Source organism: Agrobacterium sp. LY4, assembly GCF_001526585.1.
GTDB lineage: Bacteria > Pseudomonadota > Alphaproteobacteria > Rhizobiales > Rhizobiaceae > Agrobacterium > Agrobacterium leguminum.
In genome coordinates this window covers 204,048-222,349 of record NZ_ASYA01000043.1, presented here as the reverse complement: position 1 = coordinate 222,349, position 18,302 = coordinate 204,048, and the positions used below count along the sequence as shown (strand labels likewise).

Sequence of the window (18,302 nt, the reverse complement as noted above, 5' to 3'; positions counted from 1 at the left end):
AAGGGGCCGAAAAGGCCCCTTTTTCGTTGTTGCCATGCGATTGTCCGATTATTGCGTGATCCGCTCCAATACACGGCTCAGCGCATCTTTCAGCGCCCCTGATCCGCCCTTGCCGTCGAAATCCAGCAGCACCTGCTCGTTGAGGCCGCCCTTGGTGGCGAATTCACGGCTGAGATCGATGAAATCCGTCCTGCTGCCGGCAAGCAGGGCCACCTCGGAAAGGCCGGCAAAGAGGGGCGCGAGATAAGCGCGCCCCTTTTCTTCCGGCAGACCTTTCTCGGCAAGCCATTCCGTCGTCGTTTGCATGATGCCGAAATAGGTGGCCATCAAAGCGCTGGCGGCGGCCAGAAGATCGTATTCCGCCTTGGTCTCGCATTCCACCGCATTGCCGAGCACGTTGAAGATGGCAGCCGTATCCGTATCGGCAGGATAAATGGCGGTGACGCCCTTGCGCCGGGCAACGAAGGGCAGCGGGATCGCCTGGCTGAGACGCACATCCGCGCCCATCCAGTCCAGAAGCGCCTCGCGGCCGGTTGCGGCAACGACGCTGACGATCTTCTGCCCGTCCCGGAACCGCAGGGGCCGGATGACTTCTTCAGCGATCTGCGGCCGGATAGCCAGCATGACGGTATCGCAGCCATCGACGATTGCCTGATTATCGCCGGAGACGATCACCTGCGGGAAATCGGTGGCAAGCCTCGCCGAGATATCGGCACTGCGCTGGGACACCATGACATGCGGCACGGCGGCAGATCTGGCGAGCAGGCCCCTGACCATCGCATCGGTGATGGCTCCTGTTCCGATAAAACCGATTTTCTGGGGAAGTGACATGATTGCTCCGCTGCGGTGTTTCGCGTGATGCTAATTTTTCCGTCCGGAATTGTCGACAAGCAGAGGGGTAAATTTGCGGTCGAGGCGGAGCCACGCCCGGTTTATGCCGGCTGGACGATACGGTCGCGGACCGGAACACGGCTATTCGGGCGCCGTAAAATCAATGCGTATCCTTCCCGGTGGGCGTTTCTTCCAGCCCCAATATCGCCGGCCATGCCGGTGCTGCACGCTCTGACATGACCTCGATATGGCGCAGCGAGGTGAGACCGAATTCTTCCGGGCGCAGGGTTCTGCGGTTGACGCTTCCCTGCGGGAAAACATCTGCATAACGCCAGACGGCGGCGGGCGGCACCACCACATCGTCCGCCATCGTCATCATGCGCAGATCGAAGCGGGTGGCGGAAAAATCCGGTTCTGGCAATGATTTGCCGATATCGTGCCGGAAGAAATCCCGGCTTGTGCACCAGCGCCGCCATTGCCAGTAGATTCCGGCGGGCAGATCCGCACCCAGCAGCAGCCTTCGGCCTGGAAGATAGCCGGCGAGTGTCGTGCTGACAGGCCCGAGCAGATACCAGAAGGCGATGACCGTGGGCCGATAGGTCCATGGGTGATCGCTGACATGGGCAAAGCCCGAGCCGATGGTGATGACACGCTCAAGCCGTTCGTCATGGCGTCGAAAAGGAAATGTCAGCCCGCCGAGGGAATGGCCGAGCAGCCAGAGGGGGCCTTCCGGTGCTATCCGGCAAAGTGCGGCCTCGGCCGCTGTCTGATCGGCAATTCCCCAGTCGGCCATCGTGGCCCGGCTTTCGCGAACGGGGCGTTGTCGGGATGCGCCGAAATCGCGATAATCATAGGTCAGGACACCGACGCCCTGAGCGGCCGCCCATGTGGCGAAGGCGCGATAATAGCGCGCCGGAACACCTGTTGCCCCGTGAAGGACAAGATGCGCGCGGGCTGGCCCCCTGGGCGGAAAGAACCGGCCGGCGAGCCTGTGCCCTTCCGAAACAATGTCGATCTCCCGGCTCTCTGCAATATCAGTCATCCATCCCTTCCTCCTCCTCCTGGACCGTTTGGTCTAATAACATCTCTGGACCAAACGGTCTACAGCGCTTAAAACAGGCGAATGGACGAAAGCAAGAACCGCCACGCTCTGATACGGGCCACCTCCGCGCTGTTTCGGCGGCGCGGTTATGCGGGTGTGGGACTGGCTGAAATTCTTGCGGAGACAGGCCTGCCGAAAGGCTCTCTCTATTATCATTTTCCCGGTGGCAAGGAGCAGCTTGCCGCCGAGGCGACGCGATGGGCGGGCCGGAAGGTGGCAGAGCTGATCGATGCGAGTTTCGAGGGCGCGGAGAGCTTCGCTTCGGGCTCGGTGGCGCTGTGCCGTGCGATCGTCCGCCTCTCGCAGGAAAGTGGCCGCATCATGGGTTGCCCGGTGCTCAGCATCATTCAGGCCGGCGATGAAAAGCCCGATTTGCGCCAGATCGGTGCGGATGTGCTCAGCGACTGGACCGCAAGGATCGCAGCTCAGGCAAGGCGTCTGGGCAGTCACGATCCGCAGACCGATGCCGAAAGACTGGTGATCGGGCTGCAGGGCGCTTGGGTTGTTTCGCTGGCCCGTCAGGACCTGACATCGTTCGAAACGCTGGAGAGCAGCCTGCGTCAGTCTGCCTAGGCGTATGCCGGCGCGTTTTCACGCAGAGGCCTGATCGGAGCCATCGGTGCTTCTGATTACTGAATGCTGCGGAGTAAATGAAAAGCGCGGCCGCCTTCAGGCTGGCTGCGCTTGTTGTCGTTGCCGTAGGAGAGACAGGACTGTTTTACGTCTCTTTAGGTTGCTTTTTTCCCGATGCCGGCTGATCCGTGGCGTTCGCGATTGATGCAGCCAACAAAGCCTGTGTCGGGTCCGTACCCTTGAAGCCGGCCTGCGCAAGGATTTCGTCAAGAACCGGCTTTTGCGCAGTGAAGCTGAGAAGCTGGCTCGAAAGATCGCCGAGGCCATTGCCGTTTTTGACGTCGCCGCCGCCACCGAGGGCGCCGGCCAGATTACCGGCGCTGAAGATGCGGATATCGGAGATCTTCTCGATGGGTTTCATCGCCTCGGAAAGTGCTTCGGGAATGATGGCGATCCTTGCACGGGCGAGTTCGAATGCGATGATGTCGCCCGATAGCGCATTGCGAGCATCGTTCTTTGCACGTTCCGCCTGCGCCTCTGCATCGCCGAGAGCGATGACGCCTTCGGCACGGATTTTCGCGGCCTGTGCCTCAGCTTCGGCGCCGATCTTGGTGGCGGCAGCCAGGTTTTCGGCGGCTTGCCGTTCGGCTTCCGCCTTTACCGTGATGGCCGTCGCCTCCTGCTCTGCCGCCTTGCGTGCGTCGATCACGGCGATGCGCTTGGCGCGTTCGGCGATTTCCACTTCGCGGGCTGTTGCCACCTGTTCTTCCGCAGTGATGGCGGAAGCCTTGGCTTCGTCCGCCTTGGCGCGGGCGGCCTGTTCCTGCTCCACCTTCTGTGCCACGGCGATAGCGGCTTCGATTCGCGCCGTTTCGGTAATCTTGCGCGCTTCCGCCTCGCGTTCGGCAATACCGCGCTCGGCTTCGATGCGGGCAGTTTCACGCGCCTGGCGGGCTTGAGCATCCCGTTCGGCGATGCCGCGTTCCGTATCGAGCTTTGCCGTTTCCTCGTTGAGGCGGGCCGCCTGCTCGGCCCTTGCCGCTTCCGCCCGCGTTTCCGCCGTCTTGTTGGCGATATCGCGCTCCTGCGTCAGCTCCGCATCGCGCTGTTCGCGTTCGATGGTCAAGCGCCGCAGCACCGCTTCGCGGTCCTTCGTGGCAATTTCGACTTCGTTGTCGCGGACAATCTGGTTGCGTTCGCGTTTACGCTCTTCGGTGATCCGGGTGAGCGCCGTCAGGCCCTCCGCGTCGAACGAGTTGTTGGGGTTGAAGTGCTTGATATCGGTTTGATCGAGCCGTGTCAGCGAGACCGATTCCAGTTCCAGACCGTTGGACTGCAGATCGTGCGCGACGGCCGCCTGTACGGATTTGACGAATTCGGCACGCTGCTCCTGAAGATCGCGCAGCGACATGGTCGCGGCAACCGAGCGCAAACCGTCGACAAATTTCGCTTCGACCAGTGACTTCAGCGCATCGGCATCATTTGTCCGGTCGCCGAGTGTCTGGGCGGCAAGTGCGATGTTTTCTGCATCGGGTTTAACCCGCACGTAAAATTCGGCAGTGATGTCGGCTCGCATGCGATCCTTGGTGATCAGGGATTCATGTTCGGATCTTTTCACTTCCAGCCGCAATGTGCTGAGAGAGACCCAGGAATAGGAATGGAAGATCGGCAGGATGATGGCGCCGCCATCGAGAACGACTTTCTTACCGCCGAGGCCGGTCCTTACATAGGCTTTGTCGCGTGTCGACCGCGTGTAGAGCGATGTCATGATGATGCCGATGACGACGATGGCCGTGACGATGGCCCCCGCAATCAGGCCCAGAGAAAAGAAATCCATGGTGAGTTAGCCCCTATGATGCCCGCTATGGTGAATTTCCAGGTCCGTCGGTACGGGAATGGCCTGAAAAAGCCCGTCCGCACCGTCGACGATCAATACCTGCGCACCCGTATCGATCGTGTGACCGGATGCAGCCTGTGTGCGCAGGAAGTGAATATTCTCGTGCCGGTCCTTGACCCGCACGGTGCCGGGCTTGCCCTGATCGAGAGGCCCGATGGTGACCGTGCCCACAAGTCCCAGAAAATCGGTCTGCTCGAGCGCGTTTGTCTCATCGCGTGGAATGACCTTCGCAACAGCGCGGCTGAGTGACCGCGTGGCCGGCAGGGCGGCGGCAATGGCACCGGTCATGGCCAGATAGGGTGGCAAGGGCCCGAGCGGCGTTGCGGAAGCGATCCCCTGAATGAAGAACCCGGCGACGGAAAAAGCCGAGAGCAGGATGACTGCCAGAACAAGAAGCGGCACGCCGCCCGCATTAAGCCAGGACATCCAGCTGCCGAGTAACCCCGCCTCGGCATCGCCGGGCGCGTGGTAACTGAAGTTGTCGTCAAGCAGTCCCGAAGCCGATACACCAAGAAGGACCGAGACGAGTTCGACGATGCCGAGGCCGAAGACCGTCAGCAAGGCGATCCAGAAGGGAGCAGTGCCTGGCTGGACAATGCTCTCCATCAGCGCTGCCCCTCACGAAATGCCTTGAGTCGTGCTTCGATGGCGCTCTGGCGCTGCATCCGGCCGAGTTCTTCAACCTCCGCCGTTCCATTATTGGGCTTGGCGGGGGTGCCGGTTACTCTTTCGATGGCGTCGAGCGCATCAGCCAGACGGCGGTCGTTGCGCTGGGATGGGGTCGTATCGGTTGCCGGTGCGATGCGTTCGGCGCGCTTGGCGTCCTCAAGCCGCTTTTGCGCATCCGCCTTTGCGGAAGCGATGCTACGCAATGTGGTTTCCGCCTCGGCAATTTCGGCAGCGTTCTCGAGTATCGCCTTGTTCAGCGCTTCCCGCTGCGCTTCCAGATCGATCTGCAGCCCGGTTGCCGCGCGGGCCAAATCCTCGCGGCCGTTTTCAAGTCCGATCCTGATCTTGTCGTCGAGGTCGCGAATTTCTTCGTCGAGATCGGCGGCCTTGGCTTTCAAGCGATGGCCGGCTGCGACCGCCACGCCAAGCGCGGATCGGGCCTCATCGGCGATCTGAGCGATTTCCCGCACCGCCTGCTGCGCTACCGCAACCGGATTGGACGCCTCCGCCGCATCGACAGCATTGTTCATGACACCGGCGATGACACGCCCGAGTCGCCCAAGAATACCTTCATTGTTCATCGAAGCCTCCCTGTTTGGTTGAAAGCCGGTTTTTATTCCGGCATGGATGCTGATGGTTTCGCCCTCGAACACGAGGCGCGCTTCTGAAAAGTCATTCCAGCCGTCGTGATAGCCACGGACGGTATAGGGCACCACGACGCGGCCCGAGAGGGTGGCGATGCTCACCGTATCCGGCCCCTTGACCGAAAAGAGCTTGCTGTCGAGCGGAATGTCCCGCACCGGCTCCTGTGGATCGCGCTGGCTATGGTCGCGCAGAGCCAGCGTCACCATGCGGGAAGGAAGGCTGGTCTTGACCCTGATCTCTTCATAAGCTGCCGCATGCAAGGCTACGAGATTGGCGCCTTCAGTCCGGTCAAGGATCGCCATCGCCCGCCGATAGGCAAGGAGCGTCTCTTCGAGAGAAGAGCGGTTCCCCTCCGAGAGATTCAGTGCGAGGACAACGTTGGACAAAAGCTTCGTGCTCATGCGAAATATATAAAGCACTTCATTTGTGCTTTCAAGGTATGACCCTTGCGAAAGGAGAGGTTGGTTCATGAAAAAAGCAATCATATTTGACTGCGAGTTCCTCTGCCTGGAAGGTTCCCAGCGCAGGTTCTGGTGTGCGGCTCATGATCCCGATCCGGTTATTGCGCAGATTGGTGCCGTCAGGCTTGGGCTGGAGGGCGATTTTCCGCTTCTGGGGACCTATAAGGCCTATATATGTCCGGTCGACCGTCATGGCGGAAGATATGCGATCGATCCGTTCTTCACCGGGTTGACGGGTATCACCGGGGAGATCATCGATGCGGAAGGCGTGCCCTTGCAGGAGGCCCTTTCAAGCTTCGACAGTTTCACGGAAGGTGCCCAATGCTGGTCATGGGGCAAGGACGAGTTGAATATGGTGGCGATCAGCTGTTATGTCGCCGGCATCCAGCCGCCCATCCCTGCCGGGCGTTTCGACAATGCCGTCAAACTTCTGCTTGCAGCGGGAATGCCGGTGGAGGACCTGGCAAAAACGCCGAGCAACAGGCTGGCCGATTATTACGGCGTCGAGCATCCGCCATTGCAGGGGCACGATGCGCTCGATGATGCGCTTTCGGTTTCCTATACGCTGCAACATCTGCTGAGGGGCGGAAAACTGACGCCGGAAGCGTTCGGCGTTTAGCCGGTGTCAGGCGGGATTGCGTCACGATCCCGGCCGATGTTCGCGAAAAGCGGCGGCAAGCGTGCGTAAGGCTTCCCGGGATCTGCTGTCCGTCAGGGTCGAGAACATGATGATTTCCGTGGAGGGCAGGGGCGGCAGGCCAAAACGCTGGCTGACCTCCACGGTGCCGGGCGGTGCAAGGCGGGAAGAGAAGGCGGAAACCGCAAGCCCGGCCGAGACGGCGGCGGTCACCATCGACGATGTGCCGCCAAGAAACACCTCCGTCCACGCAATCGCAGCCGCATCCAGGGCGCGGGTGGCGATGTCACGCACGCCACAGGCGGGCGAGAGCGCCGCCAGCCGCAGCGGTTCACCCTGACGGTGTTCGAATTGCGGGGTTGCATACCAGCCGAAATGTTCCGGCCCGAGCACCTCGCCGTCGCGCCGGTCGTCCTCGCGCCGGATGATTGCCGCATCGATCTCCCCACGGTCGAAGGCATCAAGCAGGGATCGGGAATGATCCATGCGGACTTCAATCGTAAGCCCGGGGTCATGGTCGTTGAGGCGTGCAAGCAGGGTCGGAACCTCCGGTCCCGCCACATGGGCAGCGATGCCAAGGCCGAAGCGGCGGCGCGGGGAGGAAAGACCCGCCAGCGCCCGGTCATGCGCGGCGAGAAACTCGCGGGCGGGCGCCAGAAATACCGCGCCCTGTGCTGAAAGCCGTACTGAGCGCGGCGTGCGTTCGAGCAACCGCTGGCCGAGCCTGTCTTCCAGTCGTTTGAGCTTGACGCTGATAGCACCCTGGGTGGTGCCAAGCGCTTCGGCAGCGCGGGTGAAGCTCTGCATATCGGCGATGGTGACGAAGGCTTCGACCGCCTCCACATCCAGCGTGCTCATGTCGATTATTCCAACTTGTTGTCTCTGAAATAGCCAATCATCCAATTCAGTTATGGTCAAGCTTTGTCTAGCGTGCCTCCTCCACAGATCGGTTTTCGCAAGTGCGAACCGACCCATGAAAGGCTGAAGAATGACCCTTGCCGTTGCCGCACCAGCAAGCAGCAGAAGCGCCATGGCGCTCGCTGCCGTTTGTCTCTCCGCCCTGATGTTCGGACTGGAAATTTCCAGCGTTCCGGCGATCCTGCCAACACTCGAACAGGTGCTGCATGCGGATTTCCGCCAGCTTCAGTGGATCATGAACGCCTATACCATCGGCGTGACGATGGTGCTGATGGCGACGGGTGCGCTGGCAGATCGCTTCGGCCGCAAACGTGTCTTTATCGCCAGCATCGTCGCTTTCGCGCTGTCCTCTCTGGCCTGCGGAATGACGGAAAACGTCTCGGTGCTGATCGGCGCCCGTTTCCTTCAGGGGCTGAGCGGCGGGGCGATGCTGGTGTGCCAGATCGCCATCCTGTCGCATCAGTTTCGCACGGCCCGCGAACGCGGCATGGCGTTCGGCTGGTGGGGCATCGTCTCGGGCGTAGGGCTGGGCTTCGGCCCGATCATCGGCGGCGCCATCGTTGCGCTGTGGAGCTGGGAATGGGTGTTCCTCGTTCACGTCGTGCTTGGCGCGGGAACATGGCTGCTTGCCACGGGTGGCGTCGGAGAATCGCCCGATCCGGAGGCGGCGCGTCTCGATCTTGCCGGCATGGTCACCCTTTCGGCCGCCGTTTTTTGCCTTGCCTTTTTCATCACGCAGGGACCCGCGCTCGGTTTTGTGAGCCCGGCGGCGCTTCTGATCCTCGGCGTCGCGGCTGCGAGCTTCATTGCCTTCGTGATTGCTGAAAAGCTTAGTTCAAGACCGATGTTCGACTTCTCCGTGTTTCGCATTCGGCCTTTTTCCGGGGCGATCATCGGTTCGGCGGCGATGAATATCAGCTTCTGGCCGTTCATGATCTATTTGCCGATCTGGTTTCAGGCGGGCCTCGGTTATGACAGCGTCACCGCCGGCCTTGGCCTGCTTGCCTATACGCTGCCGGCGCTGGTGATACCGCCGCTGGCGGAGCGCCTGTCGCTGCGCTACCAGCCGCGCCTCGTCATTCCGGCCGGGCTGTTCACCATCGGCCTCGGTTTCATGCTGATGAAATTGGGAAGCGGCATCGAAAATGCGAACTGGCTCACCATGCAGCCCGGCTGCATCCTCGCCGGTATCGGGCTCGGGCTGACCAATACGCCTGTTACCAACACCACCACGGGAGCGGTTTCCCCCGCCCGTTCCGGCATGGCCTCGGGCATCGACATGAGCGCACGGATGATTTCGCTCGCCATCAACATCCCGATCATGGGCTTTATTCTGGTGGAGGGCGTCCGGGCTTCGCTTCGGGCGAACCCGCAGCCCGGTGCGGATGTGCATGAATTACAGTCGCTGGCGGAAAAGATCGCGGCGGGAACTGCCGGCGCCTCGGCGCAGGGCGTTTCGGAAGAACTCGTCCATCGGGCGCTTGCGGACGGGTTCGGCCTCGTCATGCTCTATGCCGGCATCAGTGTCTGGCTGCTCGCCGCCATCAGCTTCATGATCTTCGGCCCGGCGCGAAAGCCTGCCCAAGGTTAGGGCGACGGCCGCAAAGGGAAGGCTATTTCCTTCGCCCCAGCAGGAGCATGAGCAGCGGTGCGCCGACGAGAGCGGAAACCAGGCCGGCGGGCAATTGGTAGGGAAAGGCTGCCATCCGCCCCACCCAGTCGGCAAGCACCATCAGGCAGCCGGCGGCGAGTGCCGCGGCGATGAGATGCGGGCCGGCGCGCCGAAATCCGATTTCACGGGCAAGGTGCGGCCCCATCAGCCCGGCAAAACTCAAGGGGCCGATGATGAGCGTCGCCGCCGCCGTCATGGCGGCCGCGAGAATGAACAGTGCGGCCCGTGCTGAAGGAACATGGACGCCGAGTTCCCGCGCTGCGCCCGCGCCGAGCGGCAGCAGGGTAAGCCACCGATGCGCCAGAATGGCCATGGTTGCGAAAACCACCGCGCAGACGGCCGCGATCCGGGCGGTGAAACCATCGACGAGATAGGTCGAGCCTCCCATCCAGCGAATGATCATCATGGCGCGCGGGTCTCCGCCGGCCGCCAGCACGCCGATCACGGCGTCGAGCATGGCCGTCAGCACCACGCCGGTCAGAAGAACACGCTCGGGCGTGAAGCCTGACCTGAGGCCGAGCGACAGGATGGCGAAAAGAACCGCGGCGGCGCCGGCGCTCGCAAAACCCAGTTGCAGCATCGGCCCGGAAGCGGTGAAGGCGAAAAGCGCGACGGCCATGCCCAGCGTCGCACCGGCTGAAACGCCAAGCACTTCCGGGCTTGCTATCTCGTTGCCGGTCAGGCGCTGGAGAATGGCGCCGGCTGCACCAAGCAGGCTCCCGGCTGCGAAGGCCGCGACGACCCGCGGCCAGCGATAGGGTAGGATTTCGCTCCATTCACCGACGGGCAGCAAACCCCAGCTTCCATCCGGCGCGCGGCCGAAAAGAATGGCGGCCGTTACGCCCGCAGCCAGCAGGCTAACGAAAGACAGGACCATGATGGGGGAAAGGCGACGCTGTTTAACGATGCCCGGCGGCGGAGCGGGCAATTCCCTCTGCATGGCTCTCAGGCGGGGCAGCAGAAACAGCACCAGCGGCGCGCCGAACAGGGCCGTCATGGCGCCGGTCGGTATCAGCCCGCCGGTGATATCCGAAAGGCGTTTGACGATTTCGTCCGTCAGAAGCAGCAGCCCTGCGCCGATGAGCGGAGACCAGAGGATTTGCTGGGCGATGCGCCGGGCGCCCGCAAGCCGCGCTATGGCGGGTGCGACAAGGCCGACGAAACCGATGACGCCGACGGCGCTGGTGACAAGCGCGGCCAAGGAGACCGCGATCGATACCGCAAGAACCCGCAGCCGCACGACGGAAAGGCCGAGCGCTCCGGCGCTGACATCCCCCAGTTCCATCAGCGATAAAGGCCGCATGATCAGCCCGGCAAGCGCGGCCAGGACCACAATTTTCGGAAAGAGGGTGACGGGAACGGCCCAGCTTTGCAAAGACAGCGACCCCGCACCCCAGATGAACAGGCCGCTCAGATACCGTTCGTTGAGAAGGACGAGAATGGCCGAGGCGGCGGCACACCAGATGCCGATCATCAGGCCGGCGAGGACGAGCGACAGCGGTGAGAATCCGCGTCTTGCGCCGATGGAAAACACCGCAAGGGCGGCCAATGCGCTGCCTGCCATCGCCACCACATCGCGGCTGATGCCTTCCAGGGTGGGAAAGGCGAACATGGTTGCGGCAACGGCAAGATTGGCGCCCGCTGAAATGCCGAGCGTCGAGGGCGAGGCGAGGGGGTTGCGCAAGGCCTGCTGCAACAATGCGCCGGCCAGAGCCAGTGCAGCGCCCGCCAGAAGCGCCGTCGCCATGCGCGGCAGGGTGGAATAGAGCAGCATGAGCCGCTCAACATCATATTGCGCACCGTCGCCGCTCAATCGATGCAGATCCGGCCAGATATCGCTGACGGCAAAGATGGCGCCGAGGAGGAAGAGGCTGGCGGCAACACCAGCGGGGGTGAGGAGGCGCAGGAGGACCGGCGGCATCAGGCGTGGCTTTCCAGATGCTCGGTCACCAGACGGGCAAACCGCATGGCTTCCTGCACCATGCCGAACATCAGCACGCCGGGAAGGGTGGAGACCCGGCTCGCCCGGACGAAGGGCAGATTGCTCCAGAGCGGGCTTTGATCGAGCCGCGAGAGAATGTCGGGCGGTGTCAGCGGTTCGAAGGCGATGAGCCGGGCATCCGCCGAAAGGGCGGCCAGCGCCTCCAGCGCAATGGTTTCGAACCCCCAATAATTGGTCTTTCCCGGCCAGGCATTGGCCAGACCGATCTTTTCCATGGCGCCCTGATAAAGACCGGGGCCGCCATAGACCCGCGCATGGCGCTCATCCATGAAATTGATGACGGCGACCGGCGGCGGCCGCAATTTTTCAAGCCGGCGGCGGCAATCGGCAAAGCAGGCTTCGGCCCGTGAGAGGAAATCCTCTCCACGTTGTTCCCTGTTGAGGGCCGCGGCAAGCTTGCGGGTCGCGGCGTAGGACGCCGTCAGGGCGTCGCTCTCCGGTGTATAGATGGAAAACTCCATCACCGGAGCGATCGACTGTAATTTCGGGGTAAGCGAGGCAAGGAAAGGCGTTGACAGGATGACGTCGGGCTTCAGCCTCGCCAGCACTTCGAAATTGATTTCGGCGGTCAAGCCGAGGTCGGCCACGCCTTCCGGCATGGCAGGCTCCACCATCCATGTGTCCCAGTCCGCGCGTGCGGCGATGGCCGTCGGCGCGGTGCCGAGCGCGAGCAGGGTGGAGGCAAGCCCGTAATCGAGCGAGACGATGCCACCCTTCGGCATCGCCGCTTTCGCCACGCTCTGCCATGGCAGGGTCAGCGCTGCGACCATCAGCAGCCGGCGAGTGGGCGAATGGTCAGGCATCATGCGTGTCCCGGTTTTGTCCGCAGGGTAGAGGGCAGCTTGCGCCGCATCCGCCAATGGTGGGGATCATGTATCGCAGGCAGCAAATGCGCCTGTTGCCTTTAACCACTATGCCGGACATGGGATTGCGGCTGCCATCCGGCCACAGGGCATCGTCGATAACCGCCCGGCAGGCGCGTGCGAGCGCCGGATCGGCCTGCGTCTCGATTTCCCCGATGATCCACGACAGATAGACGGCGGCATTGTTCCACAGCAATTTGGGAGCAAGTTTCGAAGCCCTGGCGATGGAGGGAATGAGTGCCGCGAGGTGATCGCGCAAAAGCCCATGCAAATCTTCGGGCGCGGATGCCTTGCCGGCCTGATCGCCGGCGTGGGGGAGCAGGAATGCCACCGGCAGGGCGTTTTCCGCATCGATGATCACGCTCAGATCGCCGAGAGCCAGGGGCAGGCGGCGGCCGTGTACGAGGCGGCAGACGGTGGGCGTGATGGTCAGCAGGCTGAAATAATAAAGTGTCCAGAGCGATGCCGTGGCTCTCGGGTCGGCGTCCGGATGGGCAGCGTTGTGGCGGGTCATCAAGCCGCAAAAAACATCTTCGCAGACAAGCTGCCGGCAGGGCAGAACCTCCGCACCGCAGGGCGGTGCAAGCAGGAACTTGTCCGTGCAATAGCCGAAAGAGCCGACGGACGCGAAGTCCGGCAGCTCTTCATGCGCGGATTGCGGGCAGGGCGCAATGGTCTTCGCCATGCGCCCCGCCACCGGGTTGCCGCCTGCGGTCGCCACGGTTACCAGCGATATTTCAGGGACGCCGTGATGTTCCTGCCCTGTCCGAGATAGCAATAGCCGTCCGTGCAGGCGACATTGCGGTCGTCGGCGATGTTGCGGACGTTGAAGGACGCGACGAGGCCGTCATAGTCTTTGTCGAGCGCGCCGAAATCGTAGGAAAGAGCGGCGTCGAGATAGATGGCGGCATCGTTCTTCGCGATGTTTTTGGTGCTGGTATAGCTTTCACCGACATAGCGCAGGCCTGCTCCGGCCGAGAGGCCATGGAGAGGCGTATCTTCCTGGAAGGTATAGTTCGCCCAGAGAGAGGCCACATGGGTCGGCACCGAGGAAGGTGTATTGCCGGCATCGTCGCCCGCCGTGATCCTGGAGTGGGTGTAGCTATAGGCGGCGATCACATCCCAGCCGGTGGCGATATTGGCCTTCGCCTCCAGTTCGAAGCCCTTGTTGGTCACCTCGCCGAGCGAGCGGAATATCAGGCCGGCGGGATCGATCGCCACGGGCTTGTTCTTTTCCGCCAGATGATAGGCGACCGCCGAAAGCATGATGTCGGTTCCGGGCGGCTGATATTTCACGCCCAGTTCGAACTGTTCGCCTTCGGTGGGCTTCAGCGTTTCGCCGGTGGCGGAAAGCTTGGTAACCGGATCGAAGGAGGTGGCATAGCTGAAGAAGGGCGAAACGCCGTTGTCAAAGGCATAGAGTGCGCCTGCCTGAACGGTGAAGGCGTCCTTCTGCACGTCTTCCGTCACCGGTCCCTGCCGGGTCTGGTCCACCCAGGTCTGCCGGCCTCCGAGGGTGAAACGCCATTTGTCCAGTTCCATCTGGTCGAGGGCGTAAAGCCCGACCTGCCGCAGATCGGCTTCCGACTGATAGGCGCTGTAGGCGGGTGTCGGCCCGGAGAAACCGTAGCGCGGATTGGCGATATCGAAGTCGAAGGCGGAGCCGCCGGATGCATAACCATAGGCGAATGAAGACTTCACATTGCTGTAGTCGAGGCCGGTCAGCAGCGTATGGGAAACGGGGCCGGTGTCGAAGCTCCATTCAAGCTGGTTGTCGGCCTGGAAGGCCTTCATGTCGTCGCGGATCGCCCAGGGATCGCGATGGGCGACGGTGCCAGTCCAGCTCGATACGCCGAGATAACGGCTGCGCAGATCCATATGCGAATAACGCAGATTCTGCCTGAAGGTCAGGGTATCGTTGAATTCGTGCTCGAAATTATAGCCCACCTGCTGCTGGCGGATCTTCTGATAGTCGTAGTCGGGATCGCTTCCACGCAGCCGCAGGACATTGCCGGCCGGATCGGTCAGTGCTGCGACCGAAGCGTCGGTTTCGGTGGACTGGATGAGCCCGTAAACGGTGAGGCTGGTCTGGTCGGACGGCTTCCAGGTAAAGGACGGCTGAAGGAAATAGCGGTCGTCGGCAATATCGAAATTGGTGTCGCCGGCGCGCGCCAGTCCGACCACGCGGTATGACAATGTACCGTCAGCGTCTATCGTGTCGCCGATATCGAAGGCGGCCTGCTTGCGGGTTTCCGTGCCGTAAAGCGCCTCAACCTCGCGAATGCGCGTGCCGTTTGCGAGCTTCGATGTCTTGTTGACGATGCCGGCGGGCGTGCCTGCGCCATAAAGCACCGAGATCGGGCCACGGACGATTTCCACACGCTCCAGCGAATAGGGATCGGTGCGGAACATGCCGTAGTTCAAATAGGGCTGACGCAGCCCGTCCTTGTAGTCGCCCATGGTGGTGGCGTCGTAGCCGCGAATATAGATCTGGTCGAAGCGCGGATCGAAGCCGGCGGCGGTGCCGGTGGTGACGCCGGCGGAGTAGCGCACGGCCTCGATAATGTCCTGCACGCCGCGCTGCTGCATTTCCTTTTTGGTGACGACCGCGACCGAGCGGGGCGTCTCGATGAGCGGCGTATCGAGCTTGGTGGCGCCGGAGCTGTTCTTGGCCGCCACGGTGGCGTTGTCACCACCGCTCCTGTTGCCTGTCAGTTCGATGGGCTGGAGCAGGGTGGAGCCCGCAACCGGCGCTGCGGCGGCGCCAGGGTTGCTGAGCCGCACGGTGTTGGCGCTGGTGAAGGTGTAGGAAAGGCCGGTTCCGGCAAGCAGGCGCGTGAGGGCATCCTTGCGGCTGAACGCACCTGTGACACCCGCCGTCCTTACCGTCGCCGGAATTTCGCCGTTAAACACGACATCGACGCCGGTGATGGAGGAATAACGCACCAGCGCGCTCGAGAGCGGTTGCGGCGCGATTGAAAATTGCAGCGCGCTTGCCTGCGTCGCCGTCTGTGCGGCCGCCGGCAGAGGGCCGGTCAGGGCAAGGCCGGCGACGGTGGCGAGAAGCAGGATACGAAATGATCCGGTTGCTGAATGACGGTGGCTGAAATGATTTTTACGCTTAGACACGGTAATATACCTTCCCCTGCTCCTGTTGCCGCAATGACGGCCTCAAAACACGAGTACGATTCCGTTTGCGCAAAACCTCGGTCCCCGGACAAAATTTTTTTAAGCGCGTGTGCAGGCAATGCCCCTGGAGTGTTTTCGCATTTCCGGACGGAGAACCGCGCGCCGCTTTTCCTTGAAATGCTCTAGCGCTGGCGGATGACCGACAGCCAGGGGGAGTAATCGGTGACCGTGACGAGCAGGCCCTCTTCGAGGATTTGCCCGATTTTTTCCCGGCGTCTGACATCGACGATCATCGTCACCGGCTGTCTGCCGAGCGCATCGCCCAGAACGATCATGCGGCCGCGACGCCATTGCTCCAGTCGCGCGACGACCTCTTTGAGGGGCGTCGAGATGAAGACCAGCTTGCCCTGCCGCCAGGCAAGCCGTGTTTCGATATCGGTTGCTTCGGGTCGCGAGAGAACACCGTCGCGGTAGGAGATGCTGTAACCGGCCTCCACCGCCTGCCGCGACTGTCTGGCGGCGACCTCGACGGCATGTTCGGCCACCGAAACCGAGACGGAGGAACCCGCGCGACAGACGGAAAAGGCGGTACCGAGCGCCGTGGTCACCAGGTCTTCCGTAATGACGGAAAATGGCCGGTTCCGATCCGGCGCGACCCGGAAGAACGCCTCACCCGACAGCAGCGTGATCTGCCGCCGTTGCGGGGTGAAATTCACGGAAATGGCGCTCGATGTGGAAAGCTCAACGGTCGAACCGTCGGAAAGTGCGATGCTGCGGGTCTCGCCAATCGCGGTTTCATAGTCACCCGCCGGGCGTGTCGTCTGCCAGGCTGCCGCTCCGATGCCGCCGATCAGCAGAAGTCCCGCCGCGCCGTTTTTCAGCAACCGACGGCGGCCAAGCGGCTGCGCCTGTGCAAGCTGCGGCGCCATGCCGGCGCCAAGCCATATGCGCTCGATATCGGCATAGGCGCGAGCATGCCGCTCGTCGGCCTCGATCCAGCGACGGAATTTGCTTTCGTCGGCTGCGGTTGCACCGGGCTCCAGAAAATGCGCAAACCAGCTTGCCGCCGCATGCGCTATTGCGGCTTCGTCACCTTGGGCTGCGGTTTCGCGGCCGGCCGGCGTCTCCGCAGTCGCATCTTTGCCTCCGGCCACCTTCATCTCTCGCCCGGCGGCGTCATGCCGGTCTTCAGCTTTTCAAGAGCGGTGACCATATGGCCGAAAGCGGTTTTCGGCGAAATATGCAGCCGCTGGCCGATTTCCACGAAGGTCAGGCCTTCGATGCGCGAAAGCAGAAATACGTCCCGGCATCGCGGCGGCAGGGCATCGACAAGCATTTGCAGGCGTTCCAGCTCCTGCCGCCCGATCATGCAGGTTTCCTGCGTGGGCGAGGGATCGGCGACGAAAGCAAGATGTTCGATGCCGGTAAAGACCGGGGCGATACGCTTGCGCCGCTCATGGTCTATGGCAAGGTTTCTGCCGGTGATGATGACATAACCGCAAAGATCGCCCGTGAGGCCAAGCAGCTTCCGCCGCTCCCACAATCGCAGGAACGTGTCCTGCACGAGATCGAAGGTGGTCGCGTGGCAACGTACGCGGTGATAGATCGCCGCGGCAAGCTTGCTCTTCACATTCAAAAACGCGTCCAGAAGATCCGGGCTGTCAATTTGCTGCATGGTCTCTGGATAACACCGGCCATCCGCGCGCAGCAAGACGGCCGAGCCGATAAAGATGATTTTTTTTATCATATTTATCGGCTGTAACTTTCGCACCACGATGCGGCGCGAAAATATGGGCATGGGCGGAGCCTCCCGACCCTTCCCCGCAAGACTTTCTCCACGATATCCCTAGGCGCTTTCGGTTGCCTTGCCCTCTCGGAAGCGTTTGCCGAGGTTGAAAAAAGACAATTTCATGTGGCTGCGCTTGTCTCTCCCCTCGAGGCTGGAGAATGGCACTTTGAAACCGAATGTCTTGTCCGGTTCGCCGGAGCGTTCCCGCCAGAAGGCATCGATGTCTGAAACCATCATTTTTTGCCGCCGGGCGCGACGGTAGCGGATGGGGTGTCTGGAATGGGCGACAGCGAAGTAGCTGAGCGCACCCTCGCAGGCGAGACCTTGCAGAACCATCAGCGCTGCTTCCTTGGGGCGAAGTCCCGAGAGATCGCGCGTCACCGACACCATTTGCTCTTTTGCGGCGCGCGGACCCTGCATGCCTCCGACGACAATCGTGTGGTGTTGCGTTTCGCATCCTTCCAGAAAAGTAAATGTCGCCGTCCACAGAACAGCGTTGTCATGGTCGCGCACGAGCCTGACAGCCAAAGCGCCCTCGTGCCGGCCGCCGCAACGATCCGCCAACGCCAGGATGCATCGATATTCATCGTTCCGGCCGCGAACGGTACCCATGTCCATGGTTTTTCCCGCCCACAGCCCGGCCATGGTGCTTCCGGGAAAATGCCGGTCCGCAATTGCGAAATTATTCATGAGAAAAGCCAGCCGTCTCTTCCGGGAAACTTTATTGATCAGGAATTTCGACAGGGGTTTTTGCAGAAGGTCGTCATGCGGGAGCGGTAATTCTCGTTCCGCTGAAAACCCGGCCAGAAACCACCACCACCGAAAGGTGACCAATGGATTGGCTGCAAAACGCATCCAGAAAAGGACTGCCCGCTTCCAGTGGGCACGTCCGGCAAAGGTAACAATTCTCCGGAACAACAAAAAATGAGGTGTTTCCGAAACCGTCTGGACCACCTCATCGGTGACCGGGCGTTTCGCTGCCAGAACGGCAGCATCTTGAATGCGCGACATACATGGGCTTCCGGCAGAACATGAGCGTTCAGCCGGGGCATGCGCCGGAATTGTCGAGATTCTGTCGAGAAACAGCCTGTCTTCCATGAAGACCGGTTCGTTG

Annotated in this window: 16 protein-coding genes; 3 read left to right on the top strand and 13 right to left on the bottom strand. The window is 61.9% G+C overall.

Annotated features, from left to right (window positions below):
* Nucleotides 1-48 precede the first annotated feature (48 nt).
* Together L904_RS23030 and L904_RS23025 are read right to left on the bottom strand one after the other, a co-directional pair.
* Entirely contained in the window at nucleotides 49-831 is a 783-nt protein-coding gene (locus L904_RS23030; RefSeq protein WP_020811318.1) for a pyrroline-5-carboxylate reductase, read from the bottom strand.
* Nucleotides 832-991: 160 nt separating this feature from the next.
* Nucleotides 992-1,873, bottom strand: a complete 882-nt coding sequence (locus tag L904_RS23025; protein WP_020811317.1) for an alpha/beta fold hydrolase — start codon at nucleotides 1,871-1,873, stop codon at nucleotides 992-994.
* 81 nt (nucleotides 1,874-1,954) lie between these two features.
* Here L904_RS23025 and L904_RS23020 point away from each other — a divergent pair, with 81 nt between their 5' ends.
* A complete protein-coding gene (locus tag L904_RS23020; RefSeq protein ID WP_020811316.1) occupies nucleotides 1,955-2,506 on the top strand; it encodes a TetR/AcrR family transcriptional regulator in 552 nt (183 codons plus the stop codon).
* A gap of 145 nt (nucleotides 2,507-2,651) precedes the next feature.
* On the opposite strand, the gene L904_RS23015 is transcribed toward L904_RS23020, so the two are convergent.
* The 3 genes from L904_RS23015 to L904_RS23005 are packed head-to-tail and all read right to left on the bottom strand — an operon-like array spanning nucleotide 2,652 to nucleotide 6,103.
* Nucleotides 2,652-4,343 carry a flotillin family protein gene (locus tag L904_RS23015; RefSeq protein ID WP_020811315.1) on the bottom strand — a complete coding sequence of 564 codons (1,692 nt, stop codon included), beginning with the start codon at nucleotides 4,341-4,343 and terminating at the stop codon, nucleotides 2,652-2,654.
* Between the two features lie 6 nt (nucleotides 4,344-4,349).
* Nucleotides 4,350-5,009, bottom strand: a complete 660-nt coding sequence (locus tag L904_RS23010; RefSeq protein WP_020811314.1) for an OB-fold-containig protein — start codon at nucleotides 5,007-5,009, stop codon at nucleotides 4,350-4,352.
* Entirely contained in the window at nucleotides 5,009-6,103 is a 1,095-nt protein-coding gene (locus L904_RS23005; RefSeq protein ID WP_137396280.1) for a PspA/IM30 family protein, read from the bottom strand. Before L904_RS23005 ends, L904_RS23010 begins: the two co-directional genes overlap by 1 nt.
* Nucleotides 6,104-6,185: 82 nt before the next feature.
* On the opposite strand from L904_RS23005, the gene L904_RS23000 reads away from it, so the two are divergent.
* Nucleotides 6,186-6,797 carry a 3'-5' exonuclease gene (locus tag L904_RS23000; protein ID WP_020811312.1) on the top strand — a complete coding sequence of 204 codons (612 nt, stop codon included), beginning with the start codon at nucleotides 6,186-6,188 and terminating at the stop codon, nucleotides 6,795-6,797.
* A 21-nt stretch (nucleotides 6,798-6,818) separates the two neighbouring features.
* Here L904_RS23000 and L904_RS22995 read toward each other — a convergent pair whose 3' ends face one another.
* Nucleotides 6,819-7,673 carry a LysR family transcriptional regulator gene (locus tag L904_RS22995; protein ID WP_003522061.1) on the bottom strand — a complete coding sequence of 285 codons (855 nt, stop codon included), beginning with the start codon at nucleotides 7,671-7,673 and terminating at the stop codon, nucleotides 6,819-6,821.
* 130 nt (nucleotides 7,674-7,803) lie between these two features.
* Here L904_RS22995 and L904_RS22990 point away from each other — a divergent pair, with 130 nt between their 5' ends.
* Nucleotides 7,804-9,324 carry an MFS transporter gene (locus L904_RS22990; RefSeq protein WP_035264519.1) on the top strand — a complete coding sequence of 507 codons (1,521 nt, stop codon included), beginning with the start codon at nucleotides 7,804-7,806 and terminating at the stop codon, nucleotides 9,322-9,324.
* Between the two features lie 22 nt (nucleotides 9,325-9,346).
* On the opposite strand, the gene fhuB is transcribed toward L904_RS22990, so the two are convergent.
* From fhuB to L904_RS22955, 7 genes are all read right to left on the bottom strand, one after another.
* Nucleotides 9,347-11,326, bottom strand: coding sequence for a Fe(3+)-hydroxamate ABC transporter permease FhuB (fhuB, locus tag L904_RS22985; protein WP_020809414.1), 1,980 nt, complete (start codon nucleotides 11,324-11,326; stop codon nucleotides 9,347-9,349).
* Entirely contained in the window at nucleotides 11,326-12,213 is an 888-nt protein-coding gene (locus L904_RS22980) for an iron-siderophore ABC transporter substrate-binding protein (protein WP_020809415.1), read from the bottom strand. Before L904_RS22980 ends, fhuB begins: the two co-directional genes overlap by 1 nt.
* Entirely contained in the window at nucleotides 12,203-12,955 is a 753-nt protein-coding gene (fhuF, locus tag L904_RS22975; protein WP_245267279.1) for a siderophore-iron reductase FhuF, read from the bottom strand. Before fhuF ends, L904_RS22980 begins: the two co-directional genes overlap by 11 nt.
* Before the next feature lie 38 nt (nucleotides 12,956-12,993).
* Entirely contained in the window at nucleotides 12,994-15,399 is a 2,406-nt protein-coding gene (locus L904_RS22970) for a TonB-dependent siderophore receptor (RefSeq protein ID WP_020809417.1), read from the bottom strand.
* A 182-nt stretch (nucleotides 15,400-15,581) separates the two neighbouring features.
* Nucleotides 15,582-16,559: a FecR domain-containing protein gene (locus L904_RS22965; RefSeq protein ID WP_020809418.1), complete on the bottom strand. Its 978-nt coding sequence runs from the start codon at nucleotides 16,557-16,559 to the stop codon at nucleotides 15,582-15,584.
* Nucleotides 16,556-17,074, bottom strand: coding sequence for an RNA polymerase sigma factor (locus L904_RS22960; RefSeq protein WP_035264557.1), 519 nt, complete (start codon nucleotides 17,072-17,074; stop codon nucleotides 16,556-16,558). The genes L904_RS22965 and L904_RS22960 overlap by 4 nt, the downstream gene beginning before the upstream one ends.
* Nucleotides 17,075-17,245: 171 nt before the next feature.
* Nucleotides 17,246-18,199 (bottom strand): DUF535 family protein, encoded by a 954-nt coding sequence (locus L904_RS22955; protein WP_020809420.1) that lies wholly within the window; start codon nucleotides 18,197-18,199, stop codon nucleotides 17,246-17,248.
* Between the last annotated feature and the right edge of the window lie 103 nt (nucleotides 18,200-18,302).

What these genes read in the sequence shown, in the direction of transcription:
- L904_RS23030 (WP_020811318.1), bottom strand. Translation starts at nt 831, where the DNA reads ATGTCACTTCCCCAGAAAATCGGTTTTATCGGAACAGGAGCCATCACC.
- L904_RS23025 (WP_020811317.1), bottom strand. Translation starts at nt 1,873, where the DNA reads ATGACTGATATTGCAGAGAGCCGGGAGATCGACATTGTTTCGGAAGGG.
- L904_RS23020 (WP_020811316.1), top strand. Translation starts at nt 1,955, where the DNA reads ATGGACGAAAGCAAGAACCGCCACGCTCTGATACGGGCCACCTCCGCG.
- L904_RS23015 (WP_020811315.1), bottom strand. Translation starts at nt 4,343, where the DNA reads ATGGATTTCTTTTCTCTGGGCCTGATTGCGGGGGCCATCGTCACGGCC.
- L904_RS23010 (WP_020811314.1), bottom strand. Translation starts at nt 5,009, where the DNA reads ATGGAGAGCATTGTCCAGCCAGGCACTGCTCCCTTCTGGATCGCCTTG.
- L904_RS23000 (WP_020811312.1), top strand. Translation starts at nt 6,186, where the DNA reads ATGAAAAAAGCAATCATATTTGACTGCGAGTTCCTCTGCCTGGAAGGT.
- L904_RS22995 (WP_003522061.1), bottom strand. Translation starts at nt 7,673, where the DNA reads ATGAGCACGCTGGATGTGGAGGCGGTCGAAGCCTTCGTCACCATCGCC.
- L904_RS22990 (WP_035264519.1), top strand. Translation starts at nt 7,804, where the DNA reads ATGACCCTTGCCGTTGCCGCACCAGCAAGCAGCAGAAGCGCCATGGCG.
- fhuB (WP_020809414.1), bottom strand. Translation starts at nt 11,326, where the DNA reads ATGCCGCCGGTCCTCCTGCGCCTCCTCACCCCCGCTGGTGTTGCCGCC.
- L904_RS22980 (WP_020809415.1), bottom strand. Translation starts at nt 12,213, where the DNA reads ATGATGCCTGACCATTCGCCCACTCGCCGGCTGCTGATGGTCGCAGCG.
- fhuF (WP_245267279.1), bottom strand. Translation starts at nt 12,955, where the DNA reads ATGGCGAAGACCATTGCGCCCTGCCCGCAATCCGCGCATGAAGAGCTG.
- L904_RS22965 (WP_020809418.1), bottom strand. Translation starts at nt 16,559, where the DNA reads ATGAAGGTGGCCGGAGGCAAAGATGCGACTGCGGAGACGCCGGCCGGC.
- L904_RS22960 (WP_035264557.1), bottom strand. Translation starts at nt 17,074, where the DNA reads ATGCAGCAAATTGACAGCCCGGATCTTCTGGACGCGTTTTTGAATGTG.
- L904_RS22955 (WP_020809420.1), bottom strand. Translation starts at nt 18,199, where the DNA reads ATGTCGCGCATTCAAGATGCTGCCGTTCTGGCAGCGAAACGCCCGGTC.